This window comes from Kocuria sp. cx-455, assembly GCF_057707085.1.
Genome location: NZ_JBYIPM010000002.1, coordinates 158,591 through 179,098 on the forward strand (window position 1 = coordinate 158,591; position 20,508 = coordinate 179,098).

The 20,508-nt window shown below is 65.2% G+C and carries 16 protein-coding genes and 1 tRNA gene; 6 read left to right on the forward strand and 11 right to left on the reverse strand.

The window, feature by feature from the left end:
- The first annotated feature begins 296 nt into the window (after window positions 1–296).
- Window positions 297–521 carry a hypothetical protein gene (locus AC3ENJ_RS04580; RefSeq protein ID WP_498957830.1) on the forward strand — a complete coding sequence of 75 codons (225 nt, stop codon included), beginning with the start codon at window positions 297–299 and terminating at the stop codon, window positions 519–521.
- Here the strand turns inward: AC3ENJ_RS04580 and mfd are convergent.
- Window positions 512–4,228 carry a transcription-repair coupling factor gene (gene mfd / locus AC3ENJ_RS04585; RefSeq protein WP_431813235.1) on the reverse strand — a complete coding sequence of 1,239 codons (3,717 nt, stop codon included), beginning with the start codon at window positions 4,226–4,228 and terminating at the stop codon, window positions 512–514. The genes AC3ENJ_RS04580 and mfd overlap by 10 nt on opposite strands.
- 104 nt (window positions 4,229–4,332) lie before the next feature.
- Here mfd and AC3ENJ_RS04590 point away from each other — a divergent pair, with 104 nt between their 5' ends.
- Window positions 4,333–5,157, forward strand: coding sequence for a uroporphyrinogen-III synthase (locus tag AC3ENJ_RS04590; RefSeq protein WP_190807451.1), 825 nt, complete (start codon window positions 4,333–4,335; stop codon window positions 5,155–5,157).
- Window positions 5,158–5,261: 104 nt separating this feature from the next.
- Here AC3ENJ_RS04590 and AC3ENJ_RS04595 read toward each other — a convergent pair whose 3' ends face one another.
- The 3 genes from AC3ENJ_RS04595 to AC3ENJ_RS04605 form a co-directional block, all read right to left on the reverse strand.
- Window positions 5,262–6,071, reverse strand: a complete 810-nt coding sequence (locus AC3ENJ_RS04595; protein WP_431813236.1) for a sirohydrochlorin chelatase — start codon at window positions 6,069–6,071, stop codon at window positions 5,262–5,264.
- On the reverse strand, window positions 6,068–7,126 hold the full coding sequence (cobA, locus tag AC3ENJ_RS04600; RefSeq protein ID WP_431813237.1) for a uroporphyrinogen-III C-methyltransferase: 1,059 nt from the start codon (window positions 7,124–7,126) through the stop codon (window positions 6,068–6,070). The genes AC3ENJ_RS04595 and cobA overlap by 4 nt, the downstream gene beginning before the upstream one ends.
- Window positions 7,127–7,260: 134 nt before the next feature.
- On the reverse strand, window positions 7,261–8,292 hold the full coding sequence (locus AC3ENJ_RS04605) for a glycosyltransferase family 2 protein (RefSeq protein ID WP_431813238.1): 1,032 nt from the start codon (window positions 8,290–8,292) through the stop codon (window positions 7,261–7,263).
- Window positions 8,293–8,571: 279 nt separating this feature from the next.
- Between AC3ENJ_RS04605 and AC3ENJ_RS04610 the strand changes: the two genes are divergently transcribed.
- On the forward strand, window positions 8,572–9,069 hold the full coding sequence (locus tag AC3ENJ_RS04610; protein ID WP_190807447.1) for a DUF2505 domain-containing protein: 498 nt from the start codon (window positions 8,572–8,574) through the stop codon (window positions 9,067–9,069).
- A 122-nt stretch (window positions 9,070–9,191) separates the two neighbouring features.
- Window positions 9,192–10,472, forward strand: coding sequence for a Na+/H+ antiporter NhaA (nhaA, locus tag AC3ENJ_RS04615; RefSeq protein WP_308495886.1), 1,281 nt, complete (start codon window positions 9,192–9,194; stop codon window positions 10,470–10,472).
- Here the strand turns inward: nhaA and sufU are convergent.
- The 4 genes from sufU to AC3ENJ_RS04635 form a co-directional block, all read right to left on the reverse strand.
- Window positions 10,469–10,942 carry a Fe-S cluster assembly sulfur transfer protein SufU gene (gene sufU, locus AC3ENJ_RS04620; protein WP_431813239.1) on the reverse strand — a complete coding sequence of 158 codons (474 nt, stop codon included), beginning with the start codon at window positions 10,940–10,942 and terminating at the stop codon, window positions 10,469–10,471. The genes nhaA and sufU overlap by 4 nt on opposite strands.
- Window positions 10,939–12,234 carry an aminotransferase class V-fold PLP-dependent enzyme gene (locus AC3ENJ_RS04625; protein WP_431813240.1) on the reverse strand — a complete coding sequence of 432 codons (1,296 nt, stop codon included), beginning with the start codon at window positions 12,232–12,234 and terminating at the stop codon, window positions 10,939–10,941. Before AC3ENJ_RS04625 ends, sufU begins: the two co-directional genes overlap by 4 nt.
- 174 nt (window positions 12,235–12,408) lie before the next feature.
- Window positions 12,409–12,993 carry an aminoacyl-tRNA hydrolase gene (gene pth, locus AC3ENJ_RS04630; protein WP_431813241.1) on the reverse strand — a complete coding sequence of 195 codons (585 nt, stop codon included), beginning with the start codon at window positions 12,991–12,993 and terminating at the stop codon, window positions 12,409–12,411.
- 195 nt (window positions 12,994–13,188) lie between these two features.
- The gene (locus tag AC3ENJ_RS04635) at window positions 13,189–13,818 is read right to left on the reverse strand and encodes a 50S ribosomal protein L25/general stress protein Ctc (protein ID WP_431813242.1); all 630 of its coding nucleotides are present in this window, start codon (window positions 13,816–13,818) and stop codon (window positions 13,189–13,191) included.
- A 443-nt stretch (window positions 13,819–14,261) separates the two neighbouring features.
- On the opposite strand from AC3ENJ_RS04635, the gene AC3ENJ_RS04640 reads away from it, so the two are divergent.
- Window positions 14,262–15,740, forward strand: a complete 1,479-nt coding sequence (locus AC3ENJ_RS04640; RefSeq protein WP_223841989.1) for a sugar transferase — start codon at window positions 14,262–14,264, stop codon at window positions 15,738–15,740.
- Between the two features lie 246 nt (window positions 15,741–15,986).
- Window positions 15,987–17,663 carry a GH25 family lysozyme gene (locus tag AC3ENJ_RS04645; protein ID WP_190807444.1) on the forward strand — a complete coding sequence of 559 codons (1,677 nt, stop codon included), beginning with the start codon at window positions 15,987–15,989 and terminating at the stop codon, window positions 17,661–17,663.
- Window positions 17,664–17,790: 127 nt separating this feature from the next.
- Here AC3ENJ_RS04645 and AC3ENJ_RS04650 read toward each other — a convergent pair whose 3' ends face one another.
- The 3 genes from AC3ENJ_RS04650 to AC3ENJ_RS04660 all read right to left on the reverse strand — a co-directional run bounded on the left by AC3ENJ_RS04650 (window position 17,791) and on the right by AC3ENJ_RS04660 (window position 20,470).
- Entirely contained in the window at window positions 17,791–18,771 is a 981-nt protein-coding gene (locus AC3ENJ_RS04650) for a ribose-phosphate diphosphokinase (RefSeq protein ID WP_190781705.1), read from the reverse strand.
- Window positions 18,772–18,830: 59 nt separating this feature from the next.
- Window positions 18,831–20,333: a bifunctional UDP-N-acetylglucosamine diphosphorylase/glucosamine-1-phosphate N-acetyltransferase GlmU gene (glmU, locus tag AC3ENJ_RS04655; protein ID WP_431813243.1), complete on the reverse strand. Its 1,503-nt coding sequence runs from the start codon at window positions 20,331–20,333 to the stop codon at window positions 18,831–18,833.
- Window positions 20,334–20,398: 65 nt separating this feature from the next.
- Window positions 20,399–20,470, reverse strand: a tRNA-Gln gene (locus AC3ENJ_RS04660).
- Between the last annotated feature and the right edge of the window lie 38 nt (window positions 20,471–20,508).

Genomic DNA, 20,508 nt, shown 5'->3' on the forward strand with positions numbered 1-20,508 from the left:
CCGTCACCGGATATCGGTGGCGGGGTTCTTGCATGCTCGGGTTTTTCTGCCGGTGCCGCCGCCCGAACGGTGTCATCGCCCCCTCTCGGTCGCGACACCGGGGAGAGAGGCCGAGACGGTCCGCCCAACCCACCGCCGAATGGTGGACAAATCCATCTCGCGGTTGTCCACACTTGCGCGGGTTTGGCTCGCATTCCGCGTTTTCCCCTGGCTCCTGCACCCATTCAGGCGCATAGTGAATACCCGGGACGGCGAGGGGACCATCCCGGGGAGAACACGTTATGGGGCAGATTCAAGTGAGCGAAAATACGATCCGCAGGCAAAGCGCGGCACACGACCCACACGGTTCGCGGGCCGCCACGATATTGACGACCATGGTGACGCTGCTGATCCTGGTGGCGTTGGGCGCGCTGGTGCTCCACTACGTCGCCAATGCGCGCCCGCAGGTGGCCACCGCCGCACCCGCACCGCACAGTCTTGCTGCCGTTCACTACCCGGCGCAGGCGGCAGCTCAGTCCTGACCGCTGTCCTGCTGGGCCGCGGGGAAGATCGAGTCCAATACCTCTCGCGCCCACGCCAAAATTGCCTCGTCCACGAGATCCTTGCCGCCGATCCGATCCGTCTTGGGCTTGGGAATCAGCACCATGTGTCGATCAGTTCCCGGGATCGCCTTGATCTGCGCGCCCTGGTACATGCGCTTGAGCCGCATTTCCCGCGACTCCGGCAGGTCGGCCGGGGCGAACCGGATCATGTTGCCCTGGGTGGCCACGTCCGAGAGCCCTGAGGCGCGAGCCAAAATGCGCAGCCGCGCCACGTCCAGCAGGTTCTTGACCGGGGTGGGCAGTGGTCCGTAACGGTCCTGAAGTTCCTCGCCGGCCTCCACCACGGCCTCTTCCGAAGCGGCATTGGCAATGGTGCGGTAGGCCTCCAGGCGCAACCGCTCCCCCGGCACGTAGTCGTGGGGCAAGTGCGCGTTGACGGGCAGCTCGATCTTCATTTCCGACGGCGCCTGGTCCTGATCGCCGCGGTACTCGGCCACGGCCTCACCCACGAGACGCAGGTACATGTCAAAACCGACTCCGGCGATGTGCCCGGACTGTTCACCGCCCAGCAGGTTACCCGCACCGCGGATCTCCAGGTCCTTCATGGCCAACTGCATACCCGAACCAAGTTCGTTGTGCGCGGCCACGGCCTTGAGCCGCTCCAGCGCGGTCTCGCTCAGCGGCTTCTCGGCCGGGTACAAGAAATAGGCGTAGGCGCGTTCCCGGCCGCGGCCCACACGACCGCGCAGCTGATGCAGCTGCGACAGGCCGTAGCGGTCGGCGCCGTCCACGATCAATGTGTTGGCGTTGGCGATGTCCAGACCGGTTTCCACAATGGTGGTGCACACCAGCACATCGAACTTCTTTTCCCAGAAGTCCACGATGATCTGCTCCAGTCGGGACTCGCTCATCTGACCGTGGGCCACGGCAATGCGCGCCTCGGGCACGAGTTCGGCGAGCTCCTTGGCCTGCGCGTCGATGGACGAGACCCGGTTGTGGATGAAGAACACCTGTCCTTCACGCATCAGCTCACGCCGGATGGCCGCCGAAACCTGCTTCTGTGTGTACGGGCCCACGTACGTGAGCACGGGGTGGCGTTCCTCCGGCGGGGTGGCCAGCGTGGAGGTCTCACGAATACCCGTCATGGACATCTCCAGGGTGCGGGGAATGGGCGTGGCGGACATCGCCAGCACGTCCACGTCCGTGCGCATGGCCTTGAGTTTCTCCTTGTGCTCCACACCGAAGCGCTGTTCCTCGTCAATGATCACCAGGCCCAGGTTCTTGAACTGCATTTCCTTGCTCAGCAGCCGGTGGGTGCCGATCACCACGTCCACGGCGCCGGAACGCAGGCCCTCCAGGGTCGCTTTGGACTCCTTGGCGGTCTGGAAGCGGGACAGTGTGGCCAGGCGCACCGGGAATCCGGAGAACCGCTCGGTGAACGTCTCGGTGTGCTGCTGGGCCAGCAGGGTGGTGGGCACCAGGATGGCCACTTGCTTACCGTCCTGCACGGCCTTGAACGCCGCACGCACCGCAACCTCGGTCTTGCCGTAACCCACATCACCGGAGATCAGACGGTCCATGGGAATGGGCCGTTCCATGTCCGCCTTGACCTCGTCGATCGTGGTCAACTGGTCCGGGGTCTCGATGTACGGGAACGCCTGCTCCAGCTCGCGCTGCCACGGGGTGTCCGGACCGAAAGGGTGCCCCTTGGACGCCATGCGCGCCGAGTACAACCGAATCAGCTCATTGGCGATCTCCTTGACGGCCCTCTTGGCGCTGCGCTTGGTCTTGTTCCAGTCCGAGCCGCCCATCTTGGACAACGACGGCGCTTCCCCGCCCACGTACGTGCTCACCTGGTCGAGCTGGTCGGTGGGAACGAACAGTCGGTCGCGCGGGCCGTTGCGCTTGGAGGGTGCGTACTCGAGCACGAGGTACTCGCGCATGGGTTTGGGCTGACCCGGGGTGATCATGGCACCGGCAATCGGGCGCTGGACGAGTTCAATGAACTGACCGATGCCGTGTTGTTCGTGGACCACGTAGTCACCCTTCTGCAGGGTAAGGGGGTCCACCTGGTTGCGTTTCCGCCGCTGGGGCAGTTTGCGCATGTCACGCGTGGTGTAGGCGGTGGAACGCCCCAGGACATCGGCCTCGGTGAGCAGCGCGATGCGAGGGCCTTCGAACACGAAGCCCCTGCCCGCGCGGGCGGTGGTGAGTTCCACCAACCCCGCCTCCGGCGCCTCGTCAATGGTGTCGAAGCGAGCGGCCGGGATGTGCGCGCCGTGCAAGAGTTCGCTGAGTCGGTCGAGCGGACCGGGACCGTCGGTGACCAGCACGACCCGCCAGCCTTCGCTCATGCGCTCGGCCAAGAACCGGAGCATGGCCTCGACGTCGCCGGAGAAGCGCGTGGGTTCGCGCGCCGCAACGTTGAGTGTGTCCGCGTCCGTGTCCGCCAGCCGGACTTCTTCGTCCGTGGAATCGGCGTCGATGTCACCCGCGCCCACGGCGTTCACGTTGAGCCCGGTGATCGACCACCAGCCCACCGAACGATCCAGGGCGAGTTGCCGGGTCTCGGCGATCTCGTGGAAGGAGCCCGCCGCCAGGCTGCGCTCCTGACCGTCCTCGGACTCCACCGCGGTGTTGAGGTCCAGGGGTGCGTCGCTGCCGCCGGAGGCCGATTCCCACGCGGCCATGAGGAATTCCTGGTTGGTTGCGACCAGATCATGGGCGCGGGCGCGCACCTTTTCGGGTTCGATCACCACGGTCATGGAGCCTTCGGGCACCAGGGACAGCACCGGGACCATGTCATCCGCAAGCAGCGGGGCGAGGGATTCCATGCCCTCCACGTACTGGCCGCCGGCAATGCGCTCCAGGATCTCGCGGCCGCCGGGCAGCTGGTCCTTGAGTTTGGCCGCCCGGGACATGACCGTGGGGGTGATCAGAAGTTCGCGGCAGGGTGAAGCCACGATGCGGGTGGGATGTTCCGTACCGGTCACCGTGCGCTGATCGGCCACCGCGAACCAGCGCATTTCGTCCAGTTCGTCACCGAAGAATTCCAGGCGCACCGGGTGGTCCTCGGTGGGCGGGAAAACGTCAATGATGCCACCGCGCACCGCGAACTCGCCGCGCTTGGTCACCATGTCCACCCGGGAGTACGCCGCGTCGGCCAGATCCTTGATGAGCTGGTCGAACGCGTATTCTTCGCCGGCCACCAGGGTCACGGGCTGCATCTCCCCCAGCCCGGCCACCACAGGTTGCAGCACGGAACGTACCGGGGCCACGATCACTCGCAACGGAGCCGCGGCGGATTCCGGGTGCGCCAGTTTCCGCAGAACGCTCAACCGCTGACCAACGGTGTCCGAGCGCGGTGAGAGTCGTTCGTGGGGCAGGGTCTCCCAGGACGGGAAGTTCGCGACCTGGTCCGCCGGGATGTACGAGGCCAAGGCGGCCTGCAGGTCCTCCGCCTCACGACCGGTTGCGGTGACCACGAACGTCACGGGGGCGGGCGAGCCCGCGGCGTCGTTGTTCACACCCGCCACGATCTGCGCCAGAACGGGCGCCCGGAGGCCGTCCGGGGCGCTGATGATCGTCTCGCTCGAACGTTCGGCCGGCGGGCGGGCTGCCTGCGCCAAGATGTTGGCGAACGTGCGGTCCTCGGTGAGCGCGGTGTGCAAACCGGTCAGGGACATGTGCGGGGTACTCCTGGTGTGAACGGCGAAATCCCCACGGACGGTGAGGGACGCGCCCCAGCCTACTCGCCGCCACGGACACGCTCAGCTCGTACGCTGGAGACATGAACGCTCACGCAGAGGCACCGTTGACCGGCCGCACCGTGGCCATCACCGCGCACCGCCGCGCCGACGAACAGGCCGGCGCCTTCGAACGCCAGGGGGCCCGCGTGGTGCACGCGCCGGCACTCAAGCTGGTTCCCACGGACCAGGACGACGCCGTTCTGGCCGCCACCCGCGAGATTCTCGCCACCCGCCCGGACACCGTGGTCATCACCACGGGGTACGGGCTGAAACGCTGGCTGACCGTGGCCGAGACCGTGGGCCTGCACGAGGATCTGGTGCAGTTGTTGCGCGACAGCGCCGTGTACGCCCGCGGGGCCAAGGCCAAGGGACAGTTGCAGTCCCAGGAGATCCCGTGCGAGTACGTCGGCCGGTCCGGGCGCACCAGCGAACTCGTGGACACCTTGCTGTCCCGGGAGGCACGCGGGACCGTGGCCGTGCAGGTGCACGGCATCACCGATGACGAACAGCTCGCGCGGCTGTCCGAGGCAGGCTTCCGTGTCATGACCGTGGCCCCGTATCAATGGGCGTCCGCGGATGAGGGCTCGCGGTTGGCGGATCTGACCCGCTCGATTGCCGCCGGGGAGGTGGACTACGTGACATTCACCGCCGCGCCCGCGGTGGATGCGCTGTTCGACGCCGCCCGCGCCGCCGGGACGTACGAATCGCTCTTGCGTGCGCTGAGAGGGGGGCATTGCACCGCGGTAGCCATCGGCCCGGTGTGCGTTCAGCCGTTGGAAGAAGCCGATGTCCTGGCCGTGGTGCCCGAGCGCTTCCGCCTGGGTGCCATGGTGCGCGCGGTGTGCGATCACGCCCGCGCCAGTTAGTTGTGGGACGCGAGCGCCACCGGGCGCCACGCCCTTGAGGTTTACTCATGTTCGGGGATGCCGTCTTTCGTGCTCGGTCCTGAGCAGATAGGTCCCCGGCCCGGCTATTCCTGAATGGCTTGTTCGTAGTGCTCGACCACGAGCTCGGTGAGTTCGGGCGGGGTGGGCGCGTCGGTCAGTAGCAAAGGCGCGGCCGTGATGTCGGCTCCGGCTGTCACCGTCTTGTTGTGGAAGAACCCCGGGGCCAGAAGATAGGTGGCCACCAGCACCCGGCCGTGCTTGCCCCCTCTGGCACTCGCTGGACGACCGGCCAAGTCTTTTGCTGACCTGCGAGCCTCAGCAACCGCGTCGTGCACCGTGGGTTTCGCCGCCGAAAGGAAGGCCACCTGAACGGGAACGCCCAGTTCGTGCGCGAGGTGCTCGGCCGTGACGCGGCAGTCCCGCACCGCATCAGGTTCGGAGGACCCGGCGGCGGCCATGATCACGGTGTCGACCTCGGTGATCGGCTCTGCGCCGTGCCCCCGCAGGGCCTCGTTCAAACGCCGGGCCATGATCACGGACAGCCGCGGATCCGGGCCGAGGGCCGCAGCCACGCGGTGCTGCGGGTTCCCCTTGATCGCCCGGGCCATGTCCACGTACACGTGGTAACCGGCCGAAAGCAGCAGCGGGACGATCACGGCGGGTTGGCCGGACAGCTGGCGGGTGCGATCCGTCAGGCTCGGTTCCTGGACGTCGACCCAGGTGTCGATCACGCGAACCGGTTCGAGCTCCGCACGGACCTCGGCGACGAGGTGCGCCACGGCGGCTTGTCCGGAGACGTTTCCCGTGCCGTGGGAGCAGGCCAGTAGCACGGGCCGGCCCGCGGCCGGCACCTCACCATCGGACTGTGCGGCGTGTCCTTTGCTGATGGTCATGACCGCGCTACCGACCCGGAACCGGGTCCGGTCGGACCCGTCCGGGTGCCTCGGGTGAGCGCATCCACGACCGGACCGATCACCGTGACGGCGGGCGAGGCGCAGCCGGCGGTGTCCACCACTGCGGTGGCGAGGGTGGTGAACGTGTTGCGTTCGTCGGGGCTGAAACCCTTCTCCAGCACGGCCAATGGGGTGTCACCGGCCAGGCCGTGTCGCGTCAGGCCGCTAACCGTCTGGGGCAGGGTGGCCACACCCATGAGGAGCACGATGGTCGCTCCGGAACGGGACAGTCCCGCGAGGTGCTCCAACTCCCGCTCGCCCAGGGGGTCGTGTCCTGAGACCACCGTGAAGGATCGGCTGAGTTCGCGAAAGGTCACCGGGATTCCGGCGTGCTCCGGCACCGCGACCGCGGAGGTGATGCCGGGGATCACGTGGACGTCCACACCCGCCTCACGGCAGGCCACCAGCTCTTCTCCCCCGCGTCCGAACACGAACGGGTCACCGCCCTTCAAACGAACCACCGTCTCCCCCGAGAGTGCAGCCTGAATCATCTGGGCCTGGATCTCGGACTGCGCAACGGGGTGGTGGCCGGGACGCTTTCCCACGGGAACCACCCGCACACCCGGTGCCAGCTCGTGGGTGACCTCCGGTGCCAACCGGTCCGCGAAAATCACGTCCGCGTGCGCCAGCGCGTCAAGGCCCGCCGCGGTGATGAGGCCCGGGTCACCGGGGCCACCGCCCACCAAGGTGATACTGCCGCTCGTGGTCTCCGCAACCCGTTCGACGGCCACCGGCAACGCCGCACCGGCGGCCGCGAGGGCGCGGTGCCACCCGGCGTCGGCGTCGGCATTGGACTGACTGTTCGCATCAGCCGCGGGGAACGCCACGACCGCGAAGCCCACCCCCCGCAGCGACTCTTCCGACAGATCGTCCGGGCGGCCGAACTCCACCACTCCGGCCGCTGCGCGCTGGTATGTTCCGCGCAGCCGCTGCGTCAGTCGCCGAGGCCCCAACAGGGCCACCGTCGCATAGCCGAGGTCGACGTTGGCGCGCATGGACTCTCCCGGGATTCAAAGCTGGACCCCGGGGACCCGGGGCGGTTCGGAGTCGATGCTATCGGTGGGAGCTGTCGTTGCCCGAGGCCACGCGGTCCGCGGCGGTGAGCATTACCTCGCGTGACAATCCCGGCTCAACACTGCAAATGCGTGGTGTACCCCACGCACCGATCCTCCGCGCGTTGCCGGTTGACCAGCCAGCGTGTACCACCGGGCAAGTTCGCGATCGCGGACTTGATCCGCACACGGCGCTGCGTGGGCATCATCTCAGCGGTGCGCCTGAGGTGTTCTTTGGCGTCCTCCCCGCGACCCTCGCGCAGCGCCTGCGCAGCTTGCGACGCCGCCACGAGCGCAGACCCGTTCTTGAGTCGCCGCTGCACTGCGGCCCGTTCCCTCGTGCTGAGTTTGCCGTCGAATCGGCGCAGGGTCTGACGCAGGGCACGCTCTTCGCCGGCCGCCAGACACTCTTGATGCTTTTGCTTGGAATCCTCTGACCACCACGTGATGCTGGTAACCTGCTCCACGCGATCGACACGCCAGCCCGAATAAATGGCCCGCAGCCACAACTCCCACGTCTGCACGCAGACTTGCTCCGGGTCGAAGACCCCCACCTCCGCGAAGAAATACCGTGGGAACAAGCCGTAAAGACTCCCGAAGTTGCGGTCCAGGATCACGGACCGCTGCCGCCGGACGTCCGGCAGTTTCTCCCGGTACCGCAGGCGCCCCGCATTGATCCCACCCGCGGTGCACAGGAAGGCATTGGCGCACACCACCGTCCGGGAGCCACTCTCACTCGTGGCCACGTCCTCGTAGCGCCCCAAAAGGGTGCCGAGGTGGTGCGGCAACAAGGTGTCCTCCGCATCCAAGAAGGTGATGAAATCCCCGCTCACCACCTCCAGAGCCGTATTACGCGCGACGGCGCGGCCCGTGTGCTCCTGCCGCAGCACACGGATCTCGCGGCCGGCCCTACCCAGCGCCTCGTAGCCTTCCAGAACCCGCGACGTGTTGTCCGTGGAGCCATCGTCCACGATGACCACCTCGATGTTCGGATGGGTCTGCCGCAGCACGCTGCTGATGGCCCGCCCCACCGCGTCCTGACCGTTGTACACCGCAATCACCACGCTGATGAGCGGTTGTTCGAGTTCTGTGCCCGTGTTGTTGTCCACGTGGTTCTCCCCTGAAATCCGGGCCCGCTCTCCCCTGCGCGCCTCTCGTCCAGTCTAGAAACACACCCGCGTGTTGACCCCCGGAGATACGTCCCCTCATTGGGGCACGAATTCGGGAAATCCAACGTTTCATCGGACACGGGACACGTGTCATGTGCTGCCCCGTCGCGATCGGGCAGCCCCATTTGTGGTTGTCCTCAGCGATCCGCACCCGCCATGGGCCTAGGATGGTTGCGCTGGCCACAATGCGTTTCGCGTACATCGACTTCAAGGAGAACCATGCCTGTCAACGCCTCCACCACCATCAAGGCCCCGCTGGACACCGTGCTCAACACCTTTGTGGACGAGGCCTTCGTGCGCCACGTGAGCGATCGTGCGGGCACGCAGTTGGAGTCCTTCGAGGTTTCCGGTGACATCAACACGGCATTCACCGTGACCACCGTGCGCACCATGTCCGCGGACAAGCTGCCCGATGTGGTTCAGAAGTTCGTCAAGGGCGCCATCAAGCTCAACCAGGTGGACACCTACGACGCTCCGGCCGCTGACGGTTCCCGCAACGCCCGCACCGAGATCAAAGCACACGGGCTGCCCGTGGGAGCCAATGCCACTCAAACCCTCACGTCCACCCACGACGAGACGCTGGTCGATGTGACCGGTGACGTGGTGGCCAACATTCCGCTGGTCGGCAAGAAAATCGCCGCCGCCGCGGAGCCCTACATCGGCAAGGCCTTGACCCTGCAGGCCCGGGCCGCCGAGTCCTGGATCGCCAAGAACTAAATATTCACGCACCGCGTGATCACCCGGGGGGCACTTACGCGGCCCCCCGGGTTCTATTTTCGAAGCTATATGATGACCCGAGACATCGGCAGATCGAATGGAGTTTGGCATTGAATGTGGCCGTGAACAATCCGTCACGCGCGGGCAAGCTAGGATCCTACCTTCGGCAGGACACCACGGGCGGCCTGTTGTTGCTGATCGCCATGGTCGCCGCCCTGGTCTTTGCCAACTCGCCACTGGGTGACTTCTACTTCGGGGTGCGTGACGCCCACGTGGGCATCGGAGTTCCAGGATTCGACCACACGGTGGGCGAATGGGCCGCCGATGGTCTGCTGGCGGTGTTCTTCTTCCTCACGGGTTTGGAACTCAAGACCGAATTCATCAATGGTGAGCTGCGCAACATTCGTAAGGCCATGCTGCCCGTGGTTGCCGCCGTGGGCGGTGTGATCATGCCCGCGTTGATCTACCTGGGCATCAACATCGCGGCCGGTGCGGAGGACACGGCCATGCACGGCTGGGCCATTCCCACCGCCACGGACATCGCATTCGCCGTGTCCGTCCTGGCGGTCGTGGGTTCGGCCCTGCCCACTGCCATGCGCACCTTCCTGTTGACCCTGGCCGTGGTCGACGACCTGATCGCGATCATCATCATTGCTTTCGTGTACACGGATTCCGTGCGCGTGCTCTTCCTGGGTGGCGCCGCCGTGCTGCTGGCGATCTTCTGGGTACTCACCCACAAGTACGCCAACTGGTTCATCGCCAAGCACTGGGCCGCCTGGGTGATCCTGTTGCCCCTTGGGGTGGCCACGTGGTGGTTCGTCTACGAAGCCGGCGTGCACGCCACCATTGCCGGTGTGCTGCTGGGGTTCATGGTGCCCGTCATGAAAACCACTCCCCGAGTCATCCGTCATGAGGACCCCGAGATGGGCCTGGCCCCGGCTCTCGAGCATCGTTTCCGCCCGCTGTCCAACGGCCTGGTCATCCCCATTTTCGCGTTCTTCTCCGCCGGCGTCGCCGTGGGTGGCATCGAGGGCATCAAGTCCGCGGCCACGGATCCCGTGGCCCTGGGTATCGTGGCCGGCCTGCTGATCGGTAAGCCCGTGGGGATTTTCGGCGCGGCCTGGCTCATGGACCGGTTCAGCCCAGCGGTCAAGGACAAGGACTACACCTGGACCGACATGTTCGGCATGTCGTTCGTGGCCGGTATCGGCTTCACGGTGTCCCTGCTCGTGGCCGAACTGAGTTTCGGTATCGGCAGCCCCCACAACGACCACGCCAAGGTGGGTATTCTGTTCGGCTCCATGTTGGCCGCGGTCATTGGTGGCACCATGCTGCTGACCCGCAACGCCAAGTACAAGAAGGTCCGGGCCCACGGCGTGGACCCGGACGTCTACGACAACTAGACGGTCTTGGACGCCGCCTGGTTCACGGCGTCCTCGACGGCCACCCAGCTGAGCATCGCGCACTTCACGCGCGCCACGAACTTGGACACCCCCGCGAAGGCAGCGGCATCGCCTAGGATCTCTTCATCCGGAGCCACCTGGCCGCGCGATCGCAGCATGTCACGGAAGTGCTCGATCAACGTGTCGAGCTCGGGCAGGCTCATTCCCGGTGCCGTTTCCGCTAAGACCGACGCCGCCGCCATGGAAATCGAGCAGCCCTCGCCGTTCCATTCCACGGCCTCCACCGTGGGGGTCTCCCCACCGGTCACCGTCACCCGCACGGTGATTTCATCACCGCACGTGGGGTTGTACTGATGCGACACTGCGCTGCGCTCACCAGCCGATGAAACGTCCTGGCTCGCCTCGCCACTGCGCTTGTGCGAGTGCTCCAAAATGATGGTCTGGTACAGCTGGTCCAATTCAGCGCTCATGCGCCCTCCGCCCGGAAGTAGCCGCGAACACGCGAAAGCTCGTTGAGGAAGCTATCGACGTCGTCGGTGGTGTTGTACAAATACGTGCTTGCCCGCGTGCTGGCCGTGAGGCCCAGTTCGCGGTGCAGCGGCTGGGCGCAGTGGTGACCCACCCGCACGGCAATTCCCGCGACATCCAGGAGCTGACCCACATCATGCGCGTGAACCCCTGCCACGTCGATGCTGACCAGGCCCACGCGCTCCACCCCGGGTTCGGGACCGAGGAGACGAACGCCGTCGATCTCGGTGACACCCCGTGCCAACCGACGGCCGAGTTCGGCCTCCCACGCCTCGATCCGGTCCATGCCGATCGCCTGCAGGTATCGCACGGCCTCCGCCCAGGCGACGGCCTGGCTGATGCGCTGGGTACCGGCCTCGAAGCGGACGGGCGAGTCCAGGTATCGAGCGTGCTCGGTGGTGACCTTGGTGATCATGGAGCCGCCGGTGAGGAACGTGGGCAGCGCATTGAGCAGCTCGCGGCGACCGTAGAGCGCGCCGATGCCCGTGGGGCCCAGCATTTTGTGCGCGGAGAACACGGCGAAGTCCACGCCGAGCGCGGGAAAGTCCATGGGCATGTGCGGTACGGATTGGCACGCATCGAGAACCGTGAGCGCGCCGACCTTCTGGGCCTCCTCCACGATGGCCTGAACATCCGTGATCGCGCCGGTCACGTTGGACACGTGCGTGAACGCCACGAGCTTGGTGCGCTCCGAGACCGTGTCGGCAACCGCCTGGGGCGTGATCAGGCCGCACTCGTCCACGGGGACCACGCGCAGGCTCGCACCCGTGCGGGCTGCCAGTTCCTGCCACGGGATCAAATTCGCGTGGTGCTCCGCCTGCGTCGTGACGATCTCATCATCGGGCCCCACGCGGAACCGCTCCGCGTTCTCGGAACCATTGGAACCCGCGGTTGCGTTGGACATCGCGTAACTGAGCAGGTTCAGTCCCTCGGTGGCATTGGAGGTCCAGACCAGTGAATAAGGGTCGGCACCCACGAAGCCTGCGATCGTGGCCCGTGCGTCCTCGAAGAGATCCGTGGCCTCGACGGCCAGCGTGTGGGCGCCACGGTGGACCGCTGCACGATGGCGCAGGGTGAAGTCTCGTTCCGCGTCAGCGACCCTCAGGGGCACCTGGGAGGTGGCACCGGTGTCGAGGTACACCAGCGGATGACCCGCCACCTGCGATTCGGTGAGCAGCGGGAAATCCTGCTTCAGCTGCAAGACCTGCTCGTTGTCCAGGGGGGTTGTGGTCATGACTCCTACTTATGAGCTTTCGCTCCTTGACGAACGCTGAGGGCGTCTCCACCGTAGTCCTGTGCGAGCGCGGTGACGAATGGTGGTTACGCAGTGTTGAGCCCGCCGCAGCTACGGGCCTGGCCCGCAGTGTCACCGGCCGGCGCGGGCCGGGCGGGAGAACTCTGCGGGGTGTCAGGACAACCTGGCGTGGAAATGTTGTTGCGTGTCGGTCAGTCCCCTATTACTCAGCATTTCCACGGCGTCCGCGGCGTCACTGATGACCAGCGGCAGTTCTTTGGCCTCGGCGCCGGAAAATCGCTTGAGCACGTAATCGGCGGTGTCCATACGACCCGGGGGTCGACCCACACCCACGCGAACGCGGATGTAATCCTTGGTGCCCAGTGCCTTGGTGATGTCTCGTAGCCCGTTATGGCCGCCTTCACCCCCGCCGCGTTTGAGCTTGACCGTGCCGAACGGAAGGTCGATCTCGTCGTGGACGACCACCAGGTTCTCGAGGCCCAGATCGTAGTACTTGAGCAATGAGGACACGGGCCCACCGGAGGCGTTCATGTAACTCATGGGCTGGGCCAGGACCAGTCTGGGAGCGCCGGGGCTCATCCGGGTTTCCGCCACCGCCGCTCGGGTCTTATGGGCGGACATTTTGGCCCCCGCGCGGTGAGCCAGTTCGGCCAACACCATGGCACCGGCGTTGTGTCGTGTTCCCGCATAACGGTCACCGGGGTTGCCCAGCCCCACCACCAACGTGCGATCAGCCACGGAAGGCCTCCTTCGGTTCGGTGCAGCGCCCCTGGCACTGCACTCATTTGTGTCGAGACGGAGCACCCCGTTTCCACGGTGCGCTTCCACAATCTTCGCTCATGAAAATGCGGCGGCAGGCACCCGTGGGTACCTACCGCCGCGTTCACACACGTGCACGCGCCGCCCAGCGAGTGCGCGGCGCGGGGGGCGTACTTACTCTGCGTCCTCGGAGGAAGCCTCGTCAGCGGCTTCCCCACCCTCGGCGGTCTCCTCGCCTTCCTCAGGCTCCTCGCCCAGATCCTGCTGAACCGGCTCGGACACGTTGATCACGAGCAGTTCCTCTTCGGAGACCAGGGTCACGCCGCTGGGCAGCGTGATGTCCTTGGCGTAAACATGCTCACCGGGCTCGAGGCCCTCGATGTTGACCACAACGGACTCGGGCACCTTCAGTGCGTCGGCCTCGATGACCAGAACGTTCTCTTCCACGTTGTGCACAGCGGTGGGGGCAACCTCGCCCTCGACGTGAACAGGGATCTCCACCTCCACGCGCTCGCCGCGACGAACGGTCAGCAGGTCGATGTGCAGGATTTCGGGGCGGACGGCGTGACGCTGAACTTCCTTGATCATGGCCAAGTGACCCTCACCGTCAACGTTGATCTCGAGAACGGCGTTGGGGTTACGGGAAGCCAGCATCATGTCGTGCCCGGGCAGGATCACGTGCAGGGGCTCGGCACCGTGGCCGTAAATCACTGCGGGGATCTGGTCGTTCTGACGCACGCGGCGGGCATATCCCTTACCGAACTCGGTGCGCAGGGTACCGGGGATATTGATGATATCCACCATGGTGGAACTCCTTTGATCGTGGGGTATCGGTTTCGTCACCACACTGACCGTCCGGAAGGCGCTCGCACCATTCGTTGAACCGGTCAGCAAACCGACGTGGTGCGGCACCGCACGGTCCACCGTTCCTCAAGAGGAACCGGGGAGTTCACGATCCCACCAGCCGTCGTCGATAACGGGGCAGCAAAATAAACCGCCCCCTCGCCTTGGCAACCTGCACAGAATAGCACGTGGCGCTATGGCGGTCGCCGAATCTATTTTCGTCCCCCGTTATGCACCCATTGGTCGTAAACAGAAGCTTTTCGCGCGGTTTTCGCGCTAGTGTGGAGAACGTGAATCTCGGGGGAGGTTCCATAGTGCGGCCGCCTCACATCACGGCCGTGCCGACGCCGTGCGGGTCATCACGCACTCTCGTCGATCGTTTTCAGGGGGAGGGACCGACGATCATGTACAAGGGGCCAATGGTGCGCCACACGCAAGCGTTGTGGCGTGAGAAATACCAGCAGACTCTCCGGATATCCGATGCCATGGGTCTGGCAGTCGCGTTGGCGCTGAGCCAATTGATTCGTTTCGGTTCGGGGGACGGATTTCTGGCCCTCGAATTGATTCCGGTCCCGTACTGGCTGGTCGGTGTCATTCTCGGATTCGCGTGGTGGACGTGGTTGGAGTTGCGCGGCACCCGTGGCGTTCGACTGATCGGTAACGGTGTCGAGGAGACCAAACAGGTGGTCACCTCAACACTGGTTCTCTTCGGGGCCATTGCCATTGTCTCCTACGCCTTCGACATCCCCACGGCCCGCGGTTACGTGCTGATCGCTCTCCCGCTCGGTCTGATCACGCTGATCAGTGGCAGATTCCTGGCCCGGTGCGATTTGATGAAGCGCCGTTCGAGGGGTCAAGCCATGTCCCGCACCATGGTTATCGGTCGATTCCCCGGTGCGGTCGAGATGGTCGGTGAATTGCAACGGCGCCCGCACGCGGGCTTCAAACCGGTGGCCGTCTACATGCCGCCGTCACGGCGCGAGATGCCCGAGGAACTCGCGCGCGTGGAACTGCCGGTCAATACGTTGGAGCCAGGAGTCTGCCCCAGCGTGGCAGGCATCGTACACGCGTGCTGTGAGAACCGCATCGAAACCCTGGTCATGACCGCCTCCGTCCCATTGAGCACGCGCGAAATCCGTCACCTGGGTTGGGCCTTGGCCGATGAGCACATTCGCCTGGTCATGAACACCGGGCTGACCGACGTTGCCGGCCCACGCATTCACACCCAGCAGTTGGCCGGGCTGCCCCTCATCCACGTGGCGACCCCGCGTTTCACCCGTGCCAAGAAAATGATCAAACGTGGCATCGACATCGTGGGGGCCAGCTGCGCGCTGATCCTGCTCTCTCCGGTACTGCTGGTTCTGGGTGCAATCGTCAAACTCCACGATGGCGGCCCCGCCTTCTTCGCGCAGGAGCGCGTGGGTATTGACGGCACCCGCTTCAAGATGCTGAAGTTCCGCTCCATGTACACGGACGCCGAGGAACGCAAGGCGGCGTTGCTGGCCGCCAATGAATCGGAAGGCGGCGTGCTCTTCAAGATGAAGGACGACCCCCGCGTCACGCGCCCCGGTCGGTGGATGCGACGCTACAGCTTGGATGAACTCCCGCAGTTCCTCAACGTCCTGGGCGGATCCATGTCGCTGGTCGGCCCCCGCCCACCCCTGGCTTCCGAGGTGGAGCAGTACGAAAAACACGTGTACCGCCGCTTGCGTGTCCGTCCGGGCATTACGGGCCTGTGGCAGGTCTCCGGACGTTCCGACCTGGACTGGGAACAGTCGGTGCGGTTGGACCTCTACTACGTGGAGAACTGGTCCCCGGTGCAAGACGTGATCATTTTGCTGCGTACCTTCAAAGCGGTTTTCGCGTCCGACGGCGCGTATTGACCCTGCCCGCACGGGGTCATCACGGCCTCGGGAATTGATTTCCATCGCCACCACGCGGTGGCGGGCGATCCCGGTCAAGGCCAGGGGTGTGAACCATGCGATACGAAACATTTGCGCTGTCGAAATCGTTCCGTGATTGACGCGGGCATTTAATCCTGTGAAATCCGCAGAAACTGTTTAGAATCCTTATGCCCCCTTTGAATTGCGCATCCCCCCCGCGCACCTCCCCCCAGTTAGGTCATACGTGTGATTCCCCCTCGCAAAATCACCCTGCCCGCTGCCGTCACGGCGGCCGTTCTGGCATTCACCTCATTCGTTCCGGCGTTTGCCGCTGAGACCCCCAAGGAAAATCTCGACCCCGACCGCGGCAGCGTGGTTTCGGTGGAAACCGAAGAACTCGACACCGTGGTCAAGGATCCCAAGCTGCCCAGCGCACCTCCCAAGACCGGCGACAAGAACCCCGGCGCCACCATGGGGCAGCACATGAAATCCATAGCGGAAACCACCAACCTGTCCGACGAGTCCGAAGCCGAGCTCGAGCAGGTCGAAGAGGCACTGACCGACACGCCCGCGCCGGCGGCGTCGGCGTCCCCGGGGGCGGTGACGCCGGAGGCCAGCGCGTCCGCGCAGTCAAATCCCTCCAGCACGCAACAGGTGGGCCCCGCCGGGTCCATGTCGCTCATGATCCAGGCGAACACGTGGCGCCCGGCGGGCATCATGGGCATGGACGTCTCCGGTTGGCAGCCCACCGTGAACTGGAGTGCCGAGTACTCCCAGGGCGCGCGTTTCGCCTACGTGAAGGCCACGGAGGGAACCGGTTACAAGTCCCCCTCGTTCGCATCCCAGTACCGCGGTTCCTACAACGTGGGAATGATCCGTGGTTCCTACCACTTCGCCCTGCCCAGTGTGTCCTCCGGCGCCGCTCAGGCCGACTACTTCGTGAACAACGGCGGCGGTTGGTCAGCGGACGGCAAGACCCTCCCCGGTCTGCTGGACATCGAGTACAACCCCTATTCGAGCTTGGGCAACACCTGCTACAACATGTCCCAGCCGCAAATGAACTCGTGGATCAAGTCCTTCTCGGACCGCTACAAGCAGCGCACCGGCCGCTTGCCCGCGATCTACTCCACCACCGACTGGTGGCGCACGTGCACGGGTAACACCGCGCAGTTCAACACCCACCCGCTGCACATTGCCGCGTACAACACCACCGGCGCCGGAGCCATGCCCAACGGCTGGTCCACGTATGACATCTGGCAGTTCTCGGCTTCCGGCCCGTTCTCCGGTGACTCCAACCAGTACCGGGGTTCGTGGTCACAGCTGCAGTCCATGGCGAGCAACCGCAACTACAAGCCGCTGGGTGGTCGCGCCCCCAGCACGACGACCGTCAGCTCCACGTACAAGACGGGCGGCGGAATCGGTGCTATTTATCGCGCCACGGGCGGTGCGGCCAAGTGGGGTCAGCCGGTGATGAACGAGGCCAACGCCGCCTCGGGTGGTCGCTACCAGGAATTCGTGCGCAATGGAGTGAAGGCCACCGCGTACTGGCATCCGCGCAGCGGGGCTCACTTCATCCGTAACTCGTCGTCCATCGGTGGCAAGTTCATTGCTGCCGGGCGCGAACGCGGCTACGGATTCCCGCTCATGGAGGAACGAACCATCAAGGGCGGCGCCTATCAGGTGTTCCGGGCGCCCTCCGGCCGGCAGACCAAGGTGCTGTGGACGCCGTCGACCGGGTCCCACGCCGTCAAGGAGAAGTCGGCCATCGGTAACTTCTGGGCCCAGCGGGGCCAGGAGCGCGGCCTGGGATTCCCCAGAACGGATGAGTACCGCGCGGGCAATGAAATCCGTCAGCAGTTCTCCAAGGGTTACGTGGTCCGTTACAACCTGAGCACCGGCCGCACCTGGATGACGCGGATCTGATGCTCGACCGTCGCGCCGGTGCCCGCCGGTGCGACGGTCATCGGCGCCGGGGCAACAGCACCCCGAGCTGAAACAACGCGGTGGGCCACTGGAACGTGGCCCACCGCGTTGTCGTTGGTGCTGGGTATCAGGAACGGCCGTTGAACAGGCTGGTGACCGAACCGTCCTCGAAGACCTCCTGGATGGCACGCGCGATCAGCGGTGCAATGGAGATGACCTCGAGGTTCTCGAACTGGTGCTCCTCCGGGACCGGAAGGGTGTCTGTGACGACAACCTTCATGGCACCGCAGTTGGCCAGGCGTTCCACGGCGGGATCCGAGAACACCGCGTGAGTGGCCGCAATGATGACATCCTTGGCTCCGCTGTCCCGCAGAACCTTCACGGCACCGGAAATGGTTCCGCCGGTGTCAATCATGTCGTCGATGAGCACGCAGGTGCGGCCCTTGATGTTACCCACGACCTGCTTTGACTCGGCCTGGTTGGGAACGCTGATGTCACGCGTCTTGTGCACGAACGCCAACGGTGCACCGCCCAGACGCTCAGCCCACTGCTCGGCCACGCGTACCCGACCGGTGTCCGGAGACACCACGGTCACGTTGGACTCGTCCACCACGGAGCGCACGTAGTCGCTCAGCAACGGGATGGCCATGAGGTGGTCCACCGGACCGTCGAAAAAGCCCTGGATCTGCGCGGTGTGCAAATCCACGGACATCAAACGGTCGGCACCGGCGGTCTTGTACAGGTCCGAGAGCAAGCGTGCGGAGATGGGTTCACGACCGCGGTGCTTCTTGTCCTGGCGGGCGTAGGGGTAGAACGGGCTGACCACGGTGATGGATTTGGCCGAGGCCCGCTTGAGCGAGTCCAGCATGATCAGCTGTTCCATGATCCACTGGTTGATGGGCGCCGGGTGCGCCTGGATGAGGAACGCGTCAGCACCACGCACCGATTCGCCGAATCGCACGTACGTCTCACCATTGGCGAAGTCGTACGCGTCGGTGGGGACCAATTCGGTTCCCAACTCGCGTGCGATGTCCTGCGCCAGCTGCGGATGAGCACGACCCGAGAGCAGAACCATGCGGTTCGACCCCGCATTCGTAATTCCGGTCATGTGAACTCGCTTTCCTCGAAATGCCTTGATGGAGCGCTGGCCGCGTCTGCCCCGACCCGTTAGGCCTGAGATCCGTGGTCAGAATCTTGGGAGCCGTTGGATGCTTCCGCGGCCCGGGCCGCATCGGTTCCGGGGCGGTGCTTGAGCACCCACCCTTCCACAATGACCTGGTTGCCCTCGGTGAGGGCGAGCGCACCGGCGGGAACATCTTTGCGGACGGTGGTACCGGCACCGGAGTATGCGCCGTCGCCAATGCTCACGGGCGCGACGTACATGTTGTCCGAGCCCATTCGCACGTGGTTGCCCACCACGGTGCGGTGCTTGCTCACGCCGTCGTAGTTGACGAAGACCGAGGCGGCACCGATGTTGGAGTGCTCACCAATGGTGGCGTCGCCCACGTAGGACAGATGCGGGATCTTGGAGCCCTCGCCAATGGTCGAGTTCTTGGTTTCCACGAACGTGCCGATCTTGCCCTTGGGGCCCAGCACGGTGCCCGGGCGCAGATATGCGAACGGCCCCACGGTGGCACCCGCCCCCAGCTCGGCATCGCTGCCGTGGGTACGGATCACGGTTGCGCCGTTACCCACGGTCACGTTGGTGAGGGTGGTATCCGGGCCGACGACGGCGTCCTCCGCGATCCGCGTGGTGCCGTGCAGCTGGGTGCCGGGCAGGATGGTGACGTCCTGCTCGATCTCCACGGTGTCATCGATCCACGTGCTGCGCGGATCCACCACGGTCACGCCGTTGGCCATGTGCACTTTGAGGGTGCGCTGGTTCAGGTAGGCGCCCAGCTCGGAGAGCTGCTCGCGGTCGTTGGCGCCCTCCAGTTCCATGTAGTCCGCCATCTTGAGGGCGTCCACGCGGTGGCCCGCGGCGCGAGCGAGCTTGGGGACGTCGGTGAGGTACTTCTCGGCCTGGGCGTTGTCGGTGTCCACCCGGGCCAGGGAATCGCGCAGCACGGCGGCGTCGAAAGCGAAGATCCCGGAGTTGACCTCCACCACCGCACGCTCTTGCTCTGTGGCGTCCTTGAATTCTTTAATCTCCGCGAGCTGACCGTTCTCATCACGCAGGATGCGACCGTACTTGCCCGGGGCGGGGTGATCAGCGGTCAGCACGGTCACGGAGTTGCCGTGGTCTCGGTGGTGGGCCACGAAGCCCCGCAGGGTGTCCGCCGTGAGCAGCGGGACGTCACCGTAGGTCACGACCACGGTGCCGGCCACGGGAGTTTCCCGATCCAGGACGCCCAAACCCGCATCCACGGCACTGCCGGTGCCGGGGACGTCGGACTGGTCCGCGATCAACACGTCCGCGTCCAGGGAGTTGATGTGCCCCTCGACCAGATCCCGCTGGTGGCGGATGACGGCCACCAGCTGTTCAGGATGCAGTTCCCGCGCGACCTTGAGGGCGTGCCCGACCATGGAACGACCCCCGATCTCATGCAGGATTTTGGGGGTCTTGGACTTCATGCGGGTGCCCTTGCCTGCGGCCAGGACGATGATTGCTGCAGGGCCGGACCCGCCGGTCGCGGCGCTGTGATCGGCAGCGGTATCGACGATGCTCACTGAGCTAACTCCTCGTGGTTGCTCGTCAGGTGGGGGAACCCATCTGCACCTGGGTGGTTCGTGCGTTCCGCCACTAGGACTCGAACCTAGACTCACGGCTCCAAAGGCCGGTGTGCTGCCGATTACACCATGGCGGAAAGGTCGCCACTGCCGTGACAACACAACCGTGCATCAC

Coding starts and splice junctions, on each gene's coding strand:
- mfd (WP_431813235.1), bottom strand. CDS start 4,228: ATGTCCCTGACCGGTTTGCACACCGCGCTCACCGAGGACCGCACGTTC.
- AC3ENJ_RS04625 (WP_431813240.1), bottom strand. CDS start 12,234: ATGACCACAACCCCCCTGGACAACGAGCAGGTCTTGCAGCTGAAGCAG.
- AC3ENJ_RS04595 (WP_431813236.1), bottom strand. CDS start 6,071: ATGACCATCAGCAAAGGACACGCCGCACAGTCCGATGGTGAGGTGCCG.
- sufU (WP_431813239.1), bottom strand. CDS start 10,942: ATGAGCGCTGAATTGGACCAGCTGTACCAGACCATCATTTTGGAGCAC.
- AC3ENJ_RS04635 (WP_431813242.1), bottom strand. CDS start 13,818: ATGGTGGATATCATCAATATCCCCGGTACCCTGCGCACCGAGTTCGGT.
- AC3ENJ_RS04610 (WP_190807447.1), top strand. CDS start 8,572: ATGCCTGTCAACGCCTCCACCACCATCAAGGCCCCGCTGGACACCGTG.
- AC3ENJ_RS04590 (WP_190807451.1), top strand. CDS start 4,333: ATGAACGCTCACGCAGAGGCACCGTTGACCGGCCGCACCGTGGCCATC.
- cobA (WP_431813237.1), bottom strand. CDS start 7,126: ATGCGCGCCAACGTCGACCTCGGCTATGCGACGGTGGCCCTGTTGGGG.
- AC3ENJ_RS04650 (WP_190781705.1), bottom strand. CDS start 18,771: ATGACCGGAATTACGAATGCGGGGTCGAACCGCATGGTTCTGCTCTCG.
- AC3ENJ_RS04640 (WP_223841989.1), top strand. CDS start 14,262: ATGTACAAGGGGCCAATGGTGCGCCACACGCAAGCGTTGTGGCGTGAG.